The sequence below is a fragment of the Cyclobacterium roseum genome (assembly GCF_010119225.1).
Classification (GTDB): domain Bacteria; phylum Bacteroidota; class Bacteroidia; order Cytophagales; family Cyclobacteriaceae; genus Cyclobacterium; species Cyclobacterium roseum.
Genome location: NZ_WNKF01000010.1, coordinates 57,167 through 74,690, shown reverse-complemented (window position 1 = coordinate 74,690; position 17,524 = coordinate 57,167). Strand labels below are relative to the sequence as shown.

Here is a 17,524-nt window from a genome sequence, read left to right as displayed (position 1 = left end):
TGGAGAAAGTACATTCATTTTAAGATTTTTTATTACATATTGCTTTTAGTTTGATCAATTCGTTAAAAGGAAGATATGGCCATCTTGGGTACATTGCTTAAAAAGGGTATCAGGTTAAGGGAAACCCTGGAGCAGGAGTATAGCGCTCCCCGGGAACTGCAAAAGCAGGAGTTGAAAAAGCTAATGATCAAGGCTAGAGATACCGAATTCGGGAAAAAGTACCAGTTCAACGCCTTGCTCAAAGAATTCAGAATGGAAAATGAAAATTTTTACACCCAATTTTCTGCCAGGGTTCCCATTTACGATTACGAAAAGATTTATAATGAATGGTGGTACCGATTGAAGGACGGGAATAAGTACGTTACCTGGCCGGGTTCGATCCGTTACTTTGCTCTTACTTCCGGCACTTCCGGGTCGGCATCAAAATACATTCCCATCACCAAAGACATGGTAAAAGCCATCCGTAAAACAGGGGTGCGGCAAATTCTCACCTTATCCAAGTATGAGCTTTCGGATAATTTGTTTACCAAAGGGATTTTGATGTTGGGAGGGAGCACCGATTTAGACTTTAATGGCACCTTCTTTTCCGGTGACCTTAGCGGTATTACCACGGGAAGGTTACCCGTCTGGTTTCAGCGCTTTTACAAGCCGGGCAAGAAAATTTCTAAAAATAAAAACTGGGGCGACAAGATCGATCAAATTGTCAAAATGGCTCCCAAGTGGGATATTGGAATAATCGTGGGAGTTCCTGCCTGGTTACAAATTCTTTTAGAAAAAATTATCGCCACTCACCAGCTGGAAAGCATACATGACATTTGGCCCAACCTGCAGATTTTTGTCCATGGCGGGGTTTCCTTCGAGCCCTACCGAAAAGGGTTTGAAAAATTGCTGAACAAACCCCTGATTTACATCGAAACGTACCTTGCTTCCGAAGGGTTTCTAGCTTTCCAGGCCATTCCGGGCCGAAAGTCCATGCGATTAGTGCTGAACAATGGGATATTTTATGAATTTATTCCCTTCAATGATGCCAATTTTGATGCGAATGGAGAAGTCCTTCCGGATGCAGAGACCCTAAAAATCGATCAAATACAAGAGGGCATCGATTATGCCCTACTTATCAGCACTTGTGCGGGAGCCTGGCGGTACTTGATAGGAGATGTTATCCGTTTTGATTCAAAAAGGGAGAGTGAAATTCGTATTTCGGGGCGAACCAAACATTTTTTGAGTCTTTGTGGAGAGCATTTGTCCATGGACAATATGAATCGTGCCGTAGAGCTGGTTTCCGAAGAATTGAATGTAGATATCTGCGAGTTTACTGTGTTGGGCCTTCCCGCCGAATCGTTATTTATGCATCATTGGTTTGTGGGTACCGATGAGGAGGTAGATGAAACGGAATTAATGGAAAAAATTGATGGGAAATTGAAAGTCCTCAATGATGACTATGCAGTAGAAAGGCAACATGCTCTAAAAAAAGTGAGGGTAACCAAATTGCCTTCCACTTTATTTTACGACTGGCTCAAATCCCAGGGAAAGGAAGGGGGACAAAATAAATTTCCCCGGGTTTTAAAAGGAGCAAAGGCCGATGACTGGTTGGTATTTCTTCGGGATAATGGGATAGGTCAGTCGCAACAGGTATAGGCTATTGACATTGAGCTATTATTTGTTGGCCATTAATTGGGGCAGAGGCTTTTAAATTTACCTCCCCAACCAATCCTTAAACTCCGCCGTTTTCTCCGAACTGCTGATACATTCTTTGCTACAGGCTGGCTGCAGGTCCAGCTTGATCCTGCTGCGGGAGTAGGCATGCATCTGACGGATGGCATCTACCTGTACCATAAAACTGCGGTTTACCCGGAAAAACACTTCCGGGTCCAGTCCCTCCGATAGCTGATCCAGCGTTTCGTCCAGGACGTATTTACCGCCCGTTTTGTCTACCAGGTAAACCGCCTTGTTTTCCGCGAAAAAATAGGCCACCTCCGATATACCGATGGACTTGATCGTATTGCCATACGCAACCAGAAAACGCTTTCGGTAGGGTGATTCTCCCTTTCGGATTTGGGACAGCAATGCCTCCAGGGAGGCTACCTGCGTCCCGGATGCCTGTATGGCTTTCAACTTTTGCAGGCTTCCTGCCAAGGCTTCCGGACTAATGGGCTTTAGCAGGTAGGCGATGCCATTGACCTGAAACGCCCGCAGCGCGTATTCGTCGTAAGCTGTCGTAAAGATGACCGGGCAGCTCACCTGCACCTGCTCAAAAATCTCAAAGCCCGAGCCATCCGCCAGGTGAATGTCCAGAAAGATAAGTTCGGGTTGCTGATTTTTTAGAAAAGCTACAGCGGCACTTACCGAATCAACTTTAGCCTGCACCCGGATATCCGGAGCAATCTGTTGCAGCATCCGTTCCAAGCGGTCCGCCGCCAACTTTTCGTCTTCTACTAGTAGGGTGTTGTACATGGTTGCTTAATCAGATTCTGGGATCAAGGGAATTTCAGCACAAAAATATCCCTCTTTTTCATAAAATTTAGCTTCTTTGTTTGCGACTAACTGCAGCCGCTGCACCATATTCCGCAGACCCGTTTGGGTGGAAGCGGCAGGGTAACTCCTTTTTTGCAGGTTATTGCGCACCAATAAAGTGTCATTTTGTATCTCAAGACGGATGACCAGGGGACGGTCTTTCAGAATAACGTTGTGCTTAATGGCATTTTCCACCAGGTTTTGCAAAATCAGTGGTGGAATATGGTATCGGTCCAGGTGTTTTTCCAGTTGCTGCTCAAACTTCAGGTGCTCGCCAAATCGGATTTTGAGCAGGTAGACAAACGACGATACAAAGTCCATTTCCTCCCGGAGAGAAACAAAATTCCGGTCTTTCACTTCCAGCACATACCGGTAAATCCGCGCAAATTCCTGCACGAATTTTTCCGCCTTTACCGGATCCACGGGAATCAGGGAAGCGAGGCTGTTCAGACTGTTAAACAGGAAGTGAGGATTGACCTGGTTTTTAAGGCTTTCAAACTGTAAACGGGCTGCCGTTTTCTTTAGCCGCTCACTTTCCAGTAAAGAGGATTTCCAGAGGTCAAAATAGAAAATGGTCTCATACACAATGGCAATGATGGCGGTGATAAACAAGCCCATCAGCAGGATGCGCAAATGACAATCCCATTCGTAAGGAACCCAACCAACCAAATGCAATAGTATAGTTACGGCTGTACCACCAAGAATGGTGTATCCTATGGAAAGCCCGATTTGGGTAACGATTCGTTTTTTTGTTTGATGCATAAGCGGAAATCGCTCCCTGACCCATCCCACCAGCTGGTAATTTCCTTCCCAGAAAACGAAGGTGAATAGGATATTGACCAGTGCCAGGGGCCAGAACTGTGCCCCTGGTCTGATGCTGAGTAATATGGCCAGGCCCAGCATTAACAGGTACCGGTCATAGGGAGCTTTTAATTTCATTTTACATGCAGCTTTGGAGGCAATATAACCAAAGCCATTTAAAAGGTAAGCCGGTATTGGGGAATCGGAAAAATACCCAACTGATAACTATTCACAACAGACTCGGTAATGGGATTATAGGTCTGCCGAAATAAATTTTGGTGATTGGTCAGGTTTTGTATGTCCAGGGACCATTCGTGGGTCAGGTTTTTCTTATTCACCCTGTAATTTATTTTCAGATCGGACCGGAAATAATCGGGGTTTTTTACTGAATAGGCCCGCTCTTCCTGATAGACGGCCTGGTTTTCCAGGATGCTCCGCTCCAGATCGATGGGAGTGATGTATTGTCCGCCTGCAAAGGTTATTTTGAAGTCCAGGGATAAGATTCGGTTTGGATTTCCTATCTGCCATTCTTTGCCCAGCAATCCATTCAGCACGTATTGGCTGTTGAAGGCAGTGTTTCGCCACTGTCCATCACTGCCCCGGTATTTGGAATCAAATAGGGATGTGGTGAACAGAAAATAGGAGCCGCCGCTAAATTGTTTTTCCAGGGTAAGTTCGAGACCATAATTCCTGCCCCTTCCGCCATTGGTAAGGCTGTCCACATCCGGAATCCCAAAATCGGCTCCAGCATTGAGCATGGAAAAACTGCTGGGGGTTTCCTCTACCGCGATTCCAAATAGATGTTGGTAGTATATCTCGGATTTCAGGTGAACATCCGGACTTAGTTGATACCGGTATCCGGCTACAAAGTGATGAGATTTGCTGAAGTCCAGGTTTTTGTTCGTTCTTACAGGCTCCTGAAAAGGGATCTCGGATTCCAGAAAATAAATGGGTAGTGGCTGCAATTGGCTGTGCAGTCCATAGCCCAAACTAAAGGTATTCCTGTCGTTTAGTTCAAAGGAAAGACCGATCCGGGGCTCTACCTGTTGGGCGTTATTCAAGATAAAATGCTGGTAATGAATACCTGCGTTGGCTGTTAAGCTTTGGTTGAACCGGTGTTGCCATTGCAGGTGGGATTGAAACAGACCGGAATTGCCGGATTCATTTCTCAGATCCCGGAAGCGATTTTCATCGGCCTGATACAGGCTATCTCGTAGATTGAAATTCAGGTAGTCATAGTTGATTCCCGCACGAAAATTGTTTTTGTTGTCCACTTTCCGATGCAACTCATACTGCGCTCTGATTTTGCTCAAACCATAATGGTTGCGGTAAAGCGGTACGGCTTCCCTGTTTTCCATGCTCAATGAATCCACGCGGTTTCCTGAAAAACTATGGTCAGCGGACAGTGTAATCACAGCAAAGGTCTGGGGGTCATAATACTGCGTGTGGTTGATGCCAATCACGCCCATTTTTGCCCGGTTGTAGATGTTTTGGGACATTTCAGAGTACAAATCCGTAGTGCTGCTGTCCGTTTCCGATCCAAGCAGGTCAATGTTGCTTTTGCCACCCAGGGCAAACAGGGAGAATCGTCCCATTTTATCGGTTGGGATATCCACTTTCATGGAAAAATCCTGATAATACGGTACGGCATCCCCTGTACCGGCAGAAAAACCTACTTCCTGCATCATGGCAATGGTAGAGTACCTGTAATTAAGCAGGTAGGATGCGCCCTTATCCCCGCCCAGCGGGCCCTCGGTACCGAGTTCCAATCCATTGAACCCCATTTGCACCAGGTGCTCCCGGCGATAGGCATTGCCTTTACGAAGGTTGAGATCAAAAACCCCGGCCGTGGCATTTCCATAGGCGGCAGGAAAAGCACCCGTGATAAAATCACTTTTATCCAGAAGGTTGCTGTTTAGAATGCTTACCGGACCTCCGGTAGTACCCATGGCCCCAAAATGGTTGGGGTTGGGAATGTCCACTCCCTCCAGTCTCCATAGCACGCCAGTAGGTGAATTACCACGGATGATGATGTCGTTTCGGGAATCATTGGCTCCGCTTACTCCGGCAAAGTTCTGAGCCATTCGGGCCGGGTCATTTCTGCTACCGGCAAAACGGTTGGTTGCTTCCATGTCAAACCCCCTGGCCGAAACCGTTGCCATTTCATTCCGGGCTTCGCGGGAATCACCGGTAGCTCGGACGACCACTTCTTCCATCTGTTCCAGATTCTCCTGCAATTGAATGGTGAGCACCACCTCTTTCCCACTGGTAATGGGGATTTCACGCAAGGTGGTGGACTCGTAGCCTAAATAGCTGATTTGGATCGTTGCCCTCCCCGCAGGGACTTTTTCCAAGATAAACCCCCCATCCAGATCAGTGGCAGTTCCGATCAGGGGATCCGTATCCGGGATGCTTACCGAAGCTCCTGGTAAAGGAGATTGACTCACCTTGTCCAAAACCCTGCCTCGAACCGTTTGCGTATACGATGCGGTTTCCTGCGCCTGTGCCCAGGCGGATAGGCTGATTAGCATTGTCAGTAAAATTATTCGTTGTCTCATGTCGTTTGTGGTATAGGTTAACATACCTGCAAAGCAAGCCTCCGTCTGGGATTGGAGAAAATCAATCTGGACAGAACCGCTTAAGTTGGAGATGAATGCGTAAATTAATCGGATGAATTTTTGATCCCGATTTCTAAACGATAAAAGGGTTTTTCATTTGAAAATGCCTGATTACAGGATAATGCTTCTGTTTATGAACTGGTTGTTAATTGCTGATTACGCGCTTTTGATATTTCACACCGCCTTAATTCTATTCAATTTGCTGGGATGGATGAGTAGGTCTACCCGAAAATGGCACTTGTACAGTATTTCCCTGACGCTGGCCTCCTGGTTTTTGCTGGGGATTTGGTTTGGTTGGGGATATTGCCCGCTTACGGACTGGCATTGGGAAATCCTTCACCGTCGTGGCGTGAGGGATTTACCAAATTCCTATATCAGCTATCTTTTATACCGGCTTTTGGGGATACGGCCAGCTGCTACACTCATTGAAGTCTCCACCCTGTTGGTTACACTTATGGCGTTTCTGCTTTCGCTGTGGGTAAATTTCCGAAAGCGACTCGAAGGAGTAAAAAAGGAATTATAATAAAAGATAAAATTGTCCTTTATTATAATTTTCATTATATTTGTCCCATAGAAAGACAAACATAGGCTTAAAATAGACACACAATGGAGCAGTTAAAAGCAGAAAAAATAGGAACAATTGTCGCCCGGGATTTCAGAACAGCAAAAATTTTTACGGAGTACGGGTTGGATTTTTGCTGCGGCGGAGGCATTAGTATTTCCGAAGCCTGTCAGAAAAAAGGCTTGAATGAAGCAGATTTGTTACGGAAACTCGAAGGATTGGACAGCCGTTCAATAGATCTCCGGTTTTCCCAAATGAAACCGGGAGAACTGATCAACCATATTTTGGAAAAGCATCATCGATACGTGGAAGAGACCTTACCTTCCTTAACGTTATATCTTGAAAAGATCGAAAAAGTACATGGTGACCGACATCCGGAGCTGGCTAAAATCAATCAGTTATTTTCAGCAGCGGCTGCCGCCCTGACGGTGCATATGAAAAAAGAAGAACTGATCCTTTTTCCGTTTATTCAATCCATGGAAAAGGCGAAAAACGAAGGGGTCGATTTACCGAAACCCCATTTTGGTCATATTGACAATCCCATTTCCATGATGGAAGATGATCACGCAGCGGAAGGCGAGCGCTTTGTAGCCATTTCGACCCTCAGTCAGGGGTACACCCCACCAGCGGATGCCTGCCAAACATACAAAGTAGCATTTGCCATGTTGGATGACTTTGAAAAGGATCTGCATGTACACATACATTTGGAAAATAACATTCTTTTCCCCGCTGCACGTAAGCTGTATAAAGAATTAATGCCCGCTGCACAGGAGTTGAATCAATAAGTCCACGATATCGACTAAAGCCCGAATTTTTCGGGCTTTTTTTGGGGGCTTCAGGAAAGGAACCGTTTTTAAGCTGGGATTTAGGAAGATTTGTTTTAGCTTTATTCCTGAATGCGCTTTGCCAATTTGGGGCATGGCCGGATGCAGGAAGTGTGAGGCCATTTGATTCCAACAGCCGGGCTGCCTTTGAAATTTTTACATTCATTTTCTGACTGACGAATCCATCGTATGGGGCAAAATCGAAAAATTGTGGTGGTTGGGAGTTCCAATACCGATATGATTATCCAGATAGACCGGTTTCCGGTTCCGGGAGAGACGCTCCTAGGAAAAGACTTCAGGGTTCTTCCTGGAGGAAAAGGGGCCAACCAGGCTATAGCAGCCGTTAGATTAGGGGGAGATGTTGCTTTAGTCGCCAGATTGGGAAGCGATTTATTTGGGGATCAAAGTTTGGAGAATTTTAGAAAAGAGGGGTTAGATGTTCAGGGGGTAGTCCAGGATAAGCTGTTACCTTCCGGTGTTGCTCAAATCACCGTGGATGCTGCTGGCGAAAACACCATTCTCGTGGCAAGCGGGGCCAATAACGCATTGAGCACAGCGCAGGTATCGGAACATGCAGGACTCTTGGAATCGGCCGATTTTATCCTGATGCAATTGGAGATCCCTCTGGAAACCGTGAGGTTTATTGTTGAAAAATACGGTAATAACGGGAAAAAGTTGATTTTAAATCCGGCACCTGCTTTTCACTTGCCTGAGGAAATGTATGCCGCTCTCCATGCCATTATTCCCAATCAGGCGGAAACCAGGTTTTTGACTGGAATTGGGGTAACGAATGAGGATACAGCGGTACATGCAGCAGCGTTTTTTCACGAAAAAGGCGTGGAAGTAGTGGTGATTACCCTGGGGGCTGCCGGGGCTTTTCTTTCATCTCCCGGTTTTACCGGAAGCCTGCCCGCTCCGGAAGCCAATGCGGTGGATAGTACCGCTGCGGGAGACACGTTCATTGGGGCAATAGCTGCCGGACGTTGCTCAGGAATGGACTGGAAGGATGCCGTTATTTTCGCCAACCGGGCCGCGGCACTGTCGGTAACCAAATACGGGGCGCAGTCCTCCATTCCTTTTTTAGCTGAGGTGCAAAAGCATTTTTAAAGGAAGTTACTTTTTTTTGCTAGGAACGTCCAGAGTCCTAAGATACTAGTGGAGGTAGATGTCCGGGTGGCAATTACGTTCATTCCATTTCACCTAACAATATCGCCGATTCCTCGTTAAAAATGGAACTATTTGTAATAGGACCATCCAAAGATGAACATATCTGTTTTTAGAATACGGATCGAGGTTCTTTTCGAAGCTCTCTACTATCAGCTAGCTAATTTACCTGAACTCTTGAAACGTCGATTCGTCACATTACCCATCATAAGCTATAAAAGCTAATCATGTGTTTTTCTTTTCTTAATTATAGATCTATTTCGCACAAAACTGGCATATGGTCACTGAATCTTATCCATTTGTCCCTATGCCCGATTTCGATTTTCTTTAGGTTTTTAGAAAATTCTTGGGCTCCAAAAACATAGTCAATATGATAGGGTCTTTCGAGTTTACGTTGAAAATATAACGTCGGATTTGTCTCTTTTCCTTGTTGTTCGTTTTGAAATTTGTGGTAGAGACTTTCGATACCAAATTTCTTTAATTCATTCACCACGTCTGAATGGTTCCACCACCTATCCCATTGGTCCCAAATAGCATTACTGTTAAAATCTCCGGCAATTATGGTCCTATTTAATTTTTCTTTATTGACCTGTAAGTACTTCCATAATTGCCCAATGTACCCAAAATTCGGTGAGTTGTTGCGGTGTGTCCAAACTGTGAGTAGGTCAAAGTCTTGATTTATTTTACATGGTAAAAAGTGCTTTACAACATGATCATTGTACTTATTCGACCAATTTAATTGGTTTAACTTAATTTCAGGTTTAGCGAAAATTGCCAGCCCTCTGTTTTTAGTGTCACCAATCCATTGATAATTTTCGGCCCATTCTTGGTATTGTTTGTGTTGAGATTCGGCTGGGTTCTCGCATTCTTGAATTAGGTAAAGGTCAGCATTGAAGTCCGAAATTTTTTCGAACTTCCTTCTAAAAGCTCCATTGCAATTCCAAGTTACAATTTTCAATTTTATCTCGTTTTGAATGCACACTAAACAGCTAATAGATAAACAAATAATTTACTCGAAAATCTGTTATTATACAAGTCGACTACTTTCCATACGTTTCATAGGCTAGCTTCCCGATCTTAGCGATGATTTTCTCTGCTTCGGAAAGGTCACGAAAGTCCTCCACAAAAACGGAAATGACTAGTGGCCTCCTGCCAAAAATGATCCCGGCATCTCCCCTAACATAGGCGAGGGTTCCGGTTTTATGCGCTACTTCCAGTAAGGTCAGGAGTATGGGTATTTTTATAATGCTAGCCGATGGGATCTGCTTGTCAGGCTGTCTTTGCGCCAGTAGTTTGCCGGTTTCATCCTGGATTAAATAGGAAATAGTGCATTCAGGGTCGAGGCTTTCTAAATAATCCAATAGGGGATTTTGCGCCTTTGTGGTCGAGACACAAACAGACAGGGCAAGGATGGCAACCGAAATGCTGCGCAGAAAATTTGGCCTATGTTTCATGATTTTTTTATCATAAGTATCTACCTAATCCAATTCTGTTTTTATACAGGTTTAACCAACGTAGGCCTTAAATAGGTTTTCAAACGTTTCTTCCAGGTTGTGAGAAAGACCGGGGTGTGGCCGGGAGGTTTGAATTATGGAACTCCTAACCGCTGTCAGCCAGCGGAACCGGGACGCAACACTTTGAGTAGCGATGGGGCTACGTCCTTTTTTACCCTGGCACACCTGAGTAAATGCGTTCAGGTGATCTCTAATTGTTTCCGGATCGGCTTCGGGATCCAGGGCTTTCAGTTTTGATTCATTAAGCGTGGTGGTGCATTTTAAAAATTGTTGTTGTATGGAGCACAGGATGACACCCACATTGATAAATTCCTCCCGCTCTACCCGGGGAACTACCCGGATGATGGCATATTCATACAAGTGCTTTTCTGGCATCTTGGGCTTGGGTTACAAATGTTTCAGAATGTTTCAAACGGAGCAATAGAAAATCCAGATAGACTTGTTTCCATATTTCTACCGTACCTGGTTCACCCATGGCTTCCAGCCACTCCTCCGGCAGCGAGTTAACGATTCGCCAAAGTGATTCCGGGGAAAGGGTCTGTTTGAAGGCTGCATCTACCTCTTCCAGCTTTTCTGCACCGGGCAATAATACGTGGTCTTTGATTAAAGGGAAAGGTCCTTTGGCATGCTTTTCCCAATTGTCCCAGGTGTGGTGAAAGATAAACGATGCTCCATGATCAATTAGCCACAATTCGCGGTGCCACATAAGCATGTTGGTATTGCGGAACGAACGGTCTACATTCGTAATAAACGCATCCAGCCATACGATGCCAGAGGCCAGTTCTGCAGAAACGGATACTGCCGCCGGGTCAAAATTGACGGCGGCGGATAAAAAGTGGAGCCCCAGGTTCAGACCCTGGCTACTTTTTAGTAAATCCTGAATTTCTTCATCTCCTTCCGTTTGCCCAAAGGCAGGGTCCAGCCTGGCAAAGACCAATTCCGGTACTTTAAAACCTAGCAAACGGGCAATTTCGCCTCCCAGCAATTCTGCTAACAGGGCCTTTTCACGCTGCCCGGCACCGCGAAATTTCACCACATAGGTAAATCCATCGTCTGCCAGGGCCAGGGCGGGTAACGAGCCGCCTTCCCGCAGGGGCATCTTGTATTGCATGACATGAACCAACCGGAGGTCTAATTTATTCATTTCCTGTGGCCACCGGCCGGTTATTTCGGGACCATTCACTCCAGGATCCAACGTATAATTTGGGGATTTCAAGCCCTGCATGTGCCAGCGCAAGTAGTGTGTGACAGGCGGTCACTCCCGAACCACAGTGAACAAGGGTATTTTCTGCAGGTCCTGCGGCCAGCAGCTCCGAATAGTTCTTTTTCAAGGTTTCTGAGGGTAAAAAATGACCGTTTGAATCCAGGTTTTCTCCAAAGGGAACGTTGATCGCTCCGGGAATATGGCCGGCTATCAAATCAATGGGTTCCGTTTCGCCCAAATAACGGGCCGATTCCCGTACATCGATCACCTTGTAGGCCGGGTCTTTCGCTTTTTGGGCAACCTCTTCTAAATCTGCCAAAGGCAATTGCCATTCGCTAGCAGGGTAGGGGGCAGTAGGAGTAGCCGATTCCTCACCGGTACTTATGGGATAGCCCGCCGCTTCGGCGGCTTGTAGACCGCCATCCAGTACCTGAACGAGTTGATGCCCCATTGCCTTCAGCATCCACCAAAACCGGGCTGCTGACATGGCTCCTTGTTTGTCATCGTAAACAACTACCCGGCTTTCCGGAGTAATTCCCAAGTTGCCAAGGGTCTTACCAAAATCCACCGGATCGGGTAGGGGATGCCTGCCTCCTTCGGCCGGATTTTCCTTAATCGACGACAAATCGCGATTTAAGTCTACATAGAGGGCACCGGAAAGATGCTTTTGAAGGTATTTTTCTTTTCCAAATCCGGCATCAATCAGCACCAGAGACGGATCATCCTTTAGTTTTAGTAAATTAGTAGCAGGAATTAGCGGTGTCAATTCGGAATTCATGTTTTAGGTCGTTTGATGGTTGTCAATGAATCGTAGACCAAAGATAAAAGCTAAAACATATAAATCCGGAATAGCAGCAGCAAATTAACTGAAAAAGGACCCTGAATCGGTTACAACTCCGGTTGCCTGTCTAGGGAATCTTTGGCCTTTTTGAGGCTATATAGATACCCCAGTAAGGTAGGGGTGACCAAAGCAAAGACGATCAAATTCCCCACTCCTTTTGCTTTTTTCATGGACAGGGTCGCCAGGATGATGGACAGGGGAACGCCATATTTTAATCCGAAGTCCAGGTATTTTTGATAGGTATTCATTTGCAGGTCGTTTTTCCAAAGATTACTGCAAGATTGATGCCGAACCAATTCGGCATCAAGTTAATAAGCAATTCGTAATTGCTCCCCGGGATCATCCGGACGACTTAAATTGGAAAGGCTGACACCCAATAGGCGCACCGGACCGGCCAGAGGCTCTTGCCGGGCCAGACCGACGGCCAGACCTTCCATTTGATTTAAGGGAATGGCTTCTGCAAACGTCCGGCTCCGGGTATGCACAGAGAAGTCGTCGTATTTGATTTTCAGGGTAAGTGTCCTTCCTTTGGTTTGGTTCTGGTTTATCCGCCGAAAAAATTCAGGAAGAATTTTTTCCGTTAAGGTAGCGATCACCGCTGAAAGATTTGGTAAGTCCTTTTCGAACGTATTTTCTACACCTAGTGATTTCCGGATTCGGTCCGGCTTTACTTCACTGAGATGAATTCCCCGGACAATATTGTAGTAATGAAGGCCCGATTTACCAAACCTACGGGTAAGGAATTCCAGCGAATATTGTTTGAGATCCAGGCCGCAATGAATGCCGAGGTTCTTCATTTTTTCCGCTGTCACTTTTCCGATACCAAAGAATTTTTCTATCGGAAGTTTTTCTAAAAAAGCTTCCGCCTTTTCCGGGGGGATTACCGCCTGTCCGTTTGGTTTGTTGAGGTCAGAAGCGACCTTGGCCAGAAATTTATTGTAGGAAATCCCTGCGGATGCCGTGAGCCCGGTTTCCGAATGGATTCGATGCCTAATCGCTTTTGCTATCAGGGTAGCTGATGGAAGTCCGAAATGGTTGTGGGTGACATCTAAAAAAGCCTCGTCTAGGGAGAGGGGTTCGACCAAATCGGTAAATTCAAAAAATATTTTCCGGATCTTTCGAGAAATTTCCTTGTAGCGGTCAAATCTAGGTGGCACAAAAATAAGGTTGGGGCATTTTTTTGCCGCCAGTCTGGAGGGCATGGCCGAACGGACACCATATTTTCTGGCTTCATAACTGGCCGCTGCCACCACCCCCCTTTCTTTATTGCCTCCTACGGCAAGCGGTTTACCGCGAAAATCTGGCCGATCCAATTGCTCTACCGAGGCGAAAAACGCATCCATATCTACGTGTATGATTTTTCGGTTTGCGGCCATGGTTGCGGTCAGACGGTCCCCTGAGCATTCATGGATTTCGCTACTTTTTCAAAAGCTCCAATATTGGCTGCATTCAGGTAATCCTGTTCCTGAAGATCGTGTTTGGCGATCGTTTCCAGGCATTTGTCATGAATATCTTTCATGATGGTACGAAGTTCTTTCTCCAGATCACTTTTGGTCCAGTACCTGCCCACCCTGTTTTGGGTCATTTCCAAGCCCGACACGGCGACTCCTCCTGCATTGGATGCCTTTCCAGGACCGTACAGCACCTTTGATTCCTGCAGGTAATTGATAGCCTTAGGAGTACAGGGCATGTTGGCACCCTCTGCCAGTAAAATGAGTCCGTTTTTTTGAAGGGTCTTGGCATCGGCTTCTTCAAGTTCGTTCTGCGTCGCACAAGGGAAGGCACAATCGGCGGGAATAGACCAAATGTTTTTATCCCCTTTGGAGGTGAAACTGGCAGAAGGATACGTTTCGACAAATGCCGAAATGCTCTTTCTCTGACCATTTTTAAGCATCTTTAAATGTGCCAATTTTTCCTCGTTCATGCCTTCAGGATCATGAATGAATCCCGACGAATCCGAAAAAGCCACTGCTTTAGCCCCTTCCTGAAGGAGTTTTTCGATGGCAAACTGAGAAACATTCCCAGCCCCAGAAACCAGGCAGACCTTATCTTCTAAATAGTCATCTGCCTCTGTCAACATAAAATGGGCAAAATGAACAAGCCCGTATCCGGTGGCTTCTGGCCGCAGGTAGGAGCCACCCCAATCCAGACCCTTGCCGGTCAATACCCCCTGAAACTCATTTTGAATCTTTTTATAAGCGCCAAAAAGATAGCCGATTTCCCTTTCGCTCACACCAATATCCCCGGCAGGTACATCCGTAAAATGACCAATATGCCGGTAGGCCTCCATCATCCATGCCTGGCAAAATCGCATCACTTCTCCATCTGATTTACCCTTTGGATCAAAGTCGGCACCCCCTTTTCCGGCTCCCAGGGGAAGGCCGGTAAGGGCGTTTTTAAACACTTGCTCAAAAGCTAAAAATTTTAAAATACTTTGATTCACGCTGGGGTGAAATCGCAGTCCGCCTTTATAAGGCCCCAATGCGCTATTCATTTGAACCCGGTATCCTTTATTTACCTGCACCTTCCCTTGATCATCCGTCCAGCAAACGCGAAAGGATATGATCCGTTCCGGTTCACAAATCCGCTCAAATAACCGGGCATCGACATAGTTTTTATGAACTTTCAGGACAGGTAAAATGCTTTCAAACACTTCTTCCACAGCTTGGTGAAACTCCGGTTCGTGGGGATTTTTATCGATGATGCTTTTTAGAATAGGGTTGCGTGTTGCCATTTATGATATAATTGGGTTTGGTTGATATAATTTTTTTAATGTCTTTAGTATGGGAGCAGCCTTTAACTGGCATTCCTGGTATTCATCGGTAGCATTGGCGTCCAGGGTAATGGCACTTCCAACTCCGAAATAATAAGTGTTTTTGGATTGATCGATTACCAAACTTCGGATCACCACACAAAAATCAAAATCACCGGAGCTGTCAATATACCCCAGGGTGCCAGAAAACCAGGATCTTTTAAAGGACTCGTACCTTTCTATTAATTCCATGCATTTTATTTTTGGAGCTCCGGTCATGCTTCCCATAGGAAAAGTTTTGGAGATGATTTCCTCAAAGGTAACCTTGTTTTTCAACCGGCAGCTAATACTCGAAATCATTTGGGTAATGCTCTGAAACGAATAAATTCCAAATAACTCGGTTACTTTCACAGATCCAATTTCTGCCAACCGGGATAAGTCATTTCGCATCAAATCTACAATCATCAGGTTTTCGGCTCTTTCTTTTTCGCTCTCAGCTAACGATTTTACAAGCTGCGCATCTGCTTCCGGATTCGATCCGCGTTTCACGCTTCCTTTTATAGGCTGGGACAATAGGTTTTGCCCGGTTTTCTTGAGAAACCTTTCGGGAGAAGCGCAACAAAGGAATAGGTCTTTTGCTTTAAAAAAAGCACTAAAAGGCATGGGAGACTGGGAGCAGAGCTCCAGGAAAACCCGCTCCGGTTCCTGTGCAGGTAAAGAACCGTGATAATCCATACAAAAATTCAGTTCGTAAATAGTGCCTTCCAAAATTTGATCTCGGACCTGAGAAAAGATACTGCTATATGCCTGCTGGTTATGAGAAACCTGCATCGTCAGTTTTTCCCCAGGCAGCTGCCGAAGTACTTTCGTCGATTGAATGGAATCGGCAATTTCGGCTGGCCTTAGGGCTGTGATCTGTACAACATCCTCGCCAAGTTGAATGACTACTTCCGGACTAAAAAACACACTATCCGGGCAGTCTACCAAGGAGGTGTTATGGCTGTATAGCTTTTCGTACTTGTTTTTCTGATCGTATCCGATAATACCGATTTTGGGTTTTTCATCAGGTAATTTGCCAATGCGCTCTAAAGGCTCCGCCCGATTTCCTGCATAAAAGACGTGGTCAAATCCCCCTTGAGGATAAGGTATATTATTGGAATGGAAATACCCGAAATAGCTGAATCGCTGCCTGCCCCATACCAGCATTTGTTCAACCCAGCTTGGGTTCAGAGGAATATGGATCGTAGAATCGGTTTCAGGCATGGGTGCAAAATTAGCAAAATGGCAATAAAAAAAGGGGACAAACAGTCCCCTTCTTTTCAAACTTCAACTAAGAATTCGCTATTAATTCGCTTTTACATCAAAATTTACACTAACGGTGTTGTAAATAAATTGATCTTTTGCTTTATCCACTGCGGAAGCTTCATCACCATAAGACAGGCCCCAGTCGGTTCGATTGATGTTAAAACCTGCCTGAGCCGAAATGGTACCGTTGTCTAACGATACGCTTGCTGGGAACTTAATATTCTTTGTGTTCCCTCTCATGGTCAAGTTTCCACTAATCCAATGCGTTGGTGCCTCAGGAGCAATTTCCGAAGCACTTTGTGGCGTGTTTTCTGACTCGAATTGTTCCTTGTCCTCTATTTCATCACCAGAAGTGTAAGGGGTGATTTCGGTGATTACAAAACTCGCCTGCGGATGGTTGCCAGCATCGAAAAAATCGTCTGACTGAAGGTGGTTCCAAAGTTTGCCATGATCTTCGCTTCCTTCTTCCAAATCATGTATTTCCAGGCCGGTGATGTTAAACGTAAATTCTCCACCTGTGATGGCATCGCCCTCTACCGACAATTGCCCTTCGGTAACTGGGATTAACCCAAAATGCTGACCGGTTGGTTTGTATCCTCTCCAGTTTACTTTACTGGCGTTGGTATCCAGGCTCAACGTTTGCCCAGTGGCGACAGCCGCGTCTTGAGCCTCTGTGGTTTCAACGGTGTCCGAGCTTTTTCCACATGCAAATGTCAGCAGCGCTGCTGCCAACATAAATCCTGATAGTTTTAATGATTTCATACTAATACTGGTTTAATTTAGATTGGTTTAGATCCTTTAAATGTATAGACACTAAAACTGAATTTTCACAAAAAAGTTCAGTTAATCCGAAAATAAATTTCTTATTTAGAATATATTTTCCTGCTTTACTGAATTAAATTTTGAATCTATGGCATTAATTAAGAAAATCAAAGACAAAATTCCGCAGTTGGGAGAGGGTTGTTGGACGGCTGAAAATGCCACCTTGATTGGTGATGTGATTCTGGGCCGGGATTGCACGGTTTGGTTTAACGCCGTAGTGCGGGGAGATGTGCATTCGATACGTGTGGGAGACCGAACCAATATTCAGGACGGAGCGGTCATTCATTGTACCTACCAACAATGTCCCGTGCTGATTGGATCGGATGTTTCTATCGCTCACAAGGCCATCGTTCATGGATGTACCATTGAGGATCGTGTATTAGTGGGAATGGGGGCAATCATCATGGACAGGGCCTGGGTGCAGGAGGGAGCTGTGATCGCTGCCGGAGCAGTGGTATTGGAAGGTACTGTAGTGGAGAAAAACAGCATCTATGCCGGCATTCCTGCCAGGAAAATCAAAGAAACCGGGGCGGAAATGCAGGCCACCATACGCAGAATAGCTTCCAACTATCCCAAATACGCGTCTTGGTACGAAGAATAGGA

At 45.6% G+C, this 17,524-nt stretch carries 18 protein-coding genes; 5 read left to right on the top strand and 13 right to left on the bottom strand.

All coding sequences use genetic code 11. The features are described from left to right. Positions 1 to 75: 75 nt before the first annotated feature. Complete coding sequence (locus tag GJQ68_RS14725; RefSeq protein WP_162418020.1) at positions 76 to 1,638, top strand: GH3 family domain-containing protein; 1,563 nt, start codon at positions 76 to 78, stop codon at positions 1,636 to 1,638. Positions 1,639 to 1,695: 57 nt separating this feature from the next. Here GJQ68_RS14725 and GJQ68_RS14720 read toward each other — a convergent pair whose 3' ends face one another. Genes GJQ68_RS14720 through GJQ68_RS14710 form a run of 3 tightly spaced genes read right to left on the bottom strand, consistent with a single transcriptional unit; the run spans position 1,696 to position 5,873 of the window. Next, complete coding sequence (locus tag GJQ68_RS14720) at positions 1,696 to 2,454, bottom strand: LytR/AlgR family response regulator transcription factor (RefSeq protein WP_162418019.1); 759 nt, start codon at positions 2,452 to 2,454, stop codon at positions 1,696 to 1,698. 6 nt (positions 2,455 to 2,460) lie between these two features. Continuing rightward, positions 2,461 to 3,453, bottom strand: a complete 993-nt coding sequence (locus GJQ68_RS14715; RefSeq protein ID WP_162418018.1) for a sensor histidine kinase — start codon at positions 3,451 to 3,453, stop codon at positions 2,461 to 2,463. Between the two features lie 38 nt (positions 3,454 to 3,491). After that, the gene (locus tag GJQ68_RS14710) at positions 3,492 to 5,873 is read right to left on the bottom strand and encodes a TonB-dependent receptor (RefSeq protein ID WP_162418017.1); all 2,382 of its coding nucleotides are present in this window, start codon (positions 5,871 to 5,873) and stop codon (positions 3,492 to 3,494) included. Between the two features lie 193 nt (positions 5,874 to 6,066). Here GJQ68_RS14710 and GJQ68_RS14705 point away from each other — a divergent pair, with 193 nt between their 5' ends. The 3 genes from GJQ68_RS14705 to rbsK all read left to right on the top strand — a co-directional run bounded on the left by GJQ68_RS14705 (position 6,067) and on the right by rbsK (position 8,426). Next, on the top strand, positions 6,067 to 6,456 hold the full coding sequence (locus GJQ68_RS14705) for a DUF2784 domain-containing protein (RefSeq protein WP_235941569.1): 390 nt from the start codon (positions 6,067 to 6,069) through the stop codon (positions 6,454 to 6,456). Between the two features lie 83 nt (positions 6,457 to 6,539). After that, positions 6,540 to 7,280: an iron-sulfur cluster repair di-iron protein gene (ric, locus tag GJQ68_RS14700; RefSeq protein WP_162418015.1), complete on the top strand. Its 741-nt coding sequence runs from the start codon at positions 6,540 to 6,542 to the stop codon at positions 7,278 to 7,280. Between the two features lie 228 nt (positions 7,281 to 7,508). Further along, positions 7,509 to 8,426 carry a ribokinase gene (gene rbsK, locus GJQ68_RS14695; RefSeq protein WP_162418014.1) on the top strand — a complete coding sequence of 306 codons (918 nt, stop codon included), beginning with the start codon at positions 7,509 to 7,511 and terminating at the stop codon, positions 8,424 to 8,426. A 304-nt stretch (positions 8,427 to 8,730) separates the two neighbouring features. Here rbsK and GJQ68_RS14690 read toward each other — a convergent pair whose 3' ends face one another. The 10 genes from GJQ68_RS14690 to GJQ68_RS14645 form a co-directional block, all read right to left on the bottom strand. Further along, a complete protein-coding gene (locus GJQ68_RS14690) occupies positions 8,731 to 9,441 on the bottom strand; it encodes an endonuclease/exonuclease/phosphatase family protein (protein WP_162418013.1) in 711 nt (236 codons plus the stop codon). Positions 9,442 to 9,523: 82 nt separating this feature from the next. Next, a complete protein-coding gene (locus GJQ68_RS14685; protein ID WP_162418012.1) occupies positions 9,524 to 9,937 on the bottom strand; it encodes a serine hydrolase in 414 nt (137 codons plus the stop codon). A gap of 51 nt (positions 9,938 to 9,988) precedes the next feature. Then, positions 9,989 to 10,372, bottom strand: coding sequence for a DUF3037 domain-containing protein (locus GJQ68_RS14680; protein ID WP_162418011.1), 384 nt, complete (start codon positions 10,370 to 10,372; stop codon positions 9,989 to 9,991). After that, entirely contained in the window at positions 10,350 to 11,141 is a 792-nt protein-coding gene (locus tag GJQ68_RS14675) for a HipA family kinase (protein WP_162418010.1), read from the bottom strand. Before GJQ68_RS14675 ends, GJQ68_RS14680 begins: the two co-directional genes overlap by 23 nt. Then, positions 11,134 to 11,979 (bottom strand): sulfurtransferase, encoded by an 846-nt coding sequence (locus GJQ68_RS14670; protein WP_162418009.1) that lies wholly within the window; start codon positions 11,977 to 11,979, stop codon positions 11,134 to 11,136. The genes GJQ68_RS14675 and GJQ68_RS14670 overlap by 8 nt, the downstream gene beginning before the upstream one ends. 110 nt (positions 11,980 to 12,089) lie before the next feature. After that, positions 12,090 to 12,290 carry a hypothetical protein gene (locus tag GJQ68_RS14665; protein ID WP_162418008.1) on the bottom strand — a complete coding sequence of 67 codons (201 nt, stop codon included), beginning with the start codon at positions 12,288 to 12,290 and terminating at the stop codon, positions 12,090 to 12,092. Between the two features lie 60 nt (positions 12,291 to 12,350). After that, entirely contained in the window at positions 12,351 to 13,418 is a 1,068-nt protein-coding gene (dinB, locus tag GJQ68_RS14660; RefSeq protein ID WP_162418007.1) for a DNA polymerase IV, read from the bottom strand. An 8-nt stretch (positions 13,419 to 13,426) separates the two neighbouring features. Continuing rightward, positions 13,427 to 14,776, bottom strand: coding sequence for an NADP-specific glutamate dehydrogenase (gene gdhA, locus GJQ68_RS14655; RefSeq protein WP_162418006.1), 1,350 nt, complete (start codon positions 14,774 to 14,776; stop codon positions 13,427 to 13,429). Further along, positions 14,777 to 16,057, bottom strand: a complete 1,281-nt coding sequence (locus GJQ68_RS14650) for an anthranilate synthase component I family protein (RefSeq protein ID WP_162418005.1) — start codon at positions 16,055 to 16,057, stop codon at positions 14,777 to 14,779. An 81-nt stretch (positions 16,058 to 16,138) separates the two neighbouring features. Further along, positions 16,139 to 16,861 (bottom strand): YceI family protein, encoded by a 723-nt coding sequence (locus GJQ68_RS14645; protein WP_162418004.1) that lies wholly within the window; start codon positions 16,859 to 16,861, stop codon positions 16,139 to 16,141. A gap of 148 nt (positions 16,862 to 17,009) precedes the next feature. On the opposite strand from GJQ68_RS14645, the gene GJQ68_RS14640 reads away from it, so the two are divergent. Next, positions 17,010 to 17,522 (top strand): gamma carbonic anhydrase family protein, encoded by a 513-nt coding sequence (locus GJQ68_RS14640; protein WP_162418003.1) that lies wholly within the window; start codon positions 17,010 to 17,012, stop codon positions 17,520 to 17,522. Positions 17,523 to 17,524 lie beyond the last annotated feature (2 nt).

Bases quoted from the DNA above. Each gene is read 5' to 3' on its own strand.
- GJQ68_RS14645 (WP_162418004.1), bottom strand. From the start codon at position 16,861: ATGAAATCATTAAAACTATCAGGATTTATGTTGGCAGCAGCGCTGCTG.
- GJQ68_RS14665 (WP_162418008.1), bottom strand. From the start codon at position 12,290: ATGAATACCTATCAAAAATACCTGGACTTCGGATTAAAATATGGCGTT.
- GJQ68_RS14710 (WP_162418017.1), bottom strand. From the start codon at position 5,873: ATGAGACAACGAATAATTTTACTGACAATGCTAATCAGCCTATCCGCC.
- GJQ68_RS14725 (WP_162418020.1), top strand. From the start codon at position 76: ATGGCCATCTTGGGTACATTGCTTAAAAAGGGTATCAGGTTAAGGGAA.
- ric (WP_162418015.1), top strand. From the start codon at position 6,540: ATGGAGCAGTTAAAAGCAGAAAAAATAGGAACAATTGTCGCCCGGGAT.
- gdhA (WP_162418006.1), bottom strand. From the start codon at position 14,776: ATGGCAACACGCAACCCTATTCTAAAAAGCATCATCGATAAAAATCCC.
- GJQ68_RS14685 (WP_162418012.1), bottom strand. From the start codon at position 9,937: ATGAAACATAGGCCAAATTTTCTGCGCAGCATTTCGGTTGCCATCCTT.
- GJQ68_RS14650 (WP_162418005.1), bottom strand. From the start codon at position 16,057: ATGCCTGAAACCGATTCTACGATCCATATTCCTCTGAACCCAAGCTGG.
- GJQ68_RS14720 (WP_162418019.1), bottom strand. From the start codon at position 2,454: ATGTACAACACCCTACTAGTAGAAGACGAAAAGTTGGCGGCGGACCGC.
- GJQ68_RS14680 (WP_162418011.1), bottom strand. From the start codon at position 10,372: ATGCCAGAAAAGCACTTGTATGAATATGCCATCATCCGGGTAGTTCCC.
- dinB (WP_162418007.1), bottom strand. From the start codon at position 13,418: ATGGCCGCAAACCGAAAAATCATACACGTAGATATGGATGCGTTTTTC.
- rbsK (WP_162418014.1), top strand. From the start codon at position 7,509: ATGGGGCAAAATCGAAAAATTGTGGTGGTTGGGAGTTCCAATACCGAT.
- GJQ68_RS14675 (WP_162418010.1), bottom strand. From the start codon at position 11,141: ATGAATAAATTAGACCTCCGGTTGGTTCATGTCATGCAATACAAGATG.
- GJQ68_RS14640 (WP_162418003.1), top strand. From the start codon at position 17,010: ATGGCATTAATTAAGAAAATCAAAGACAAAATTCCGCAGTTGGGAGAG.
- GJQ68_RS14715 (WP_162418018.1), bottom strand. From the start codon at position 3,453: ATGAAATTAAAAGCTCCCTATGACCGGTACCTGTTAATGCTGGGCCTG.
- GJQ68_RS14670 (WP_162418009.1), bottom strand. From the start codon at position 11,979: ATGAATTCCGAATTGACACCGCTAATTCCTGCTACTAATTTACTAAAA.
- GJQ68_RS14705 (WP_235941569.1), top strand. From the start codon at position 6,067: ATGAACTGGTTGTTAATTGCTGATTACGCGCTTTTGATATTTCACACC.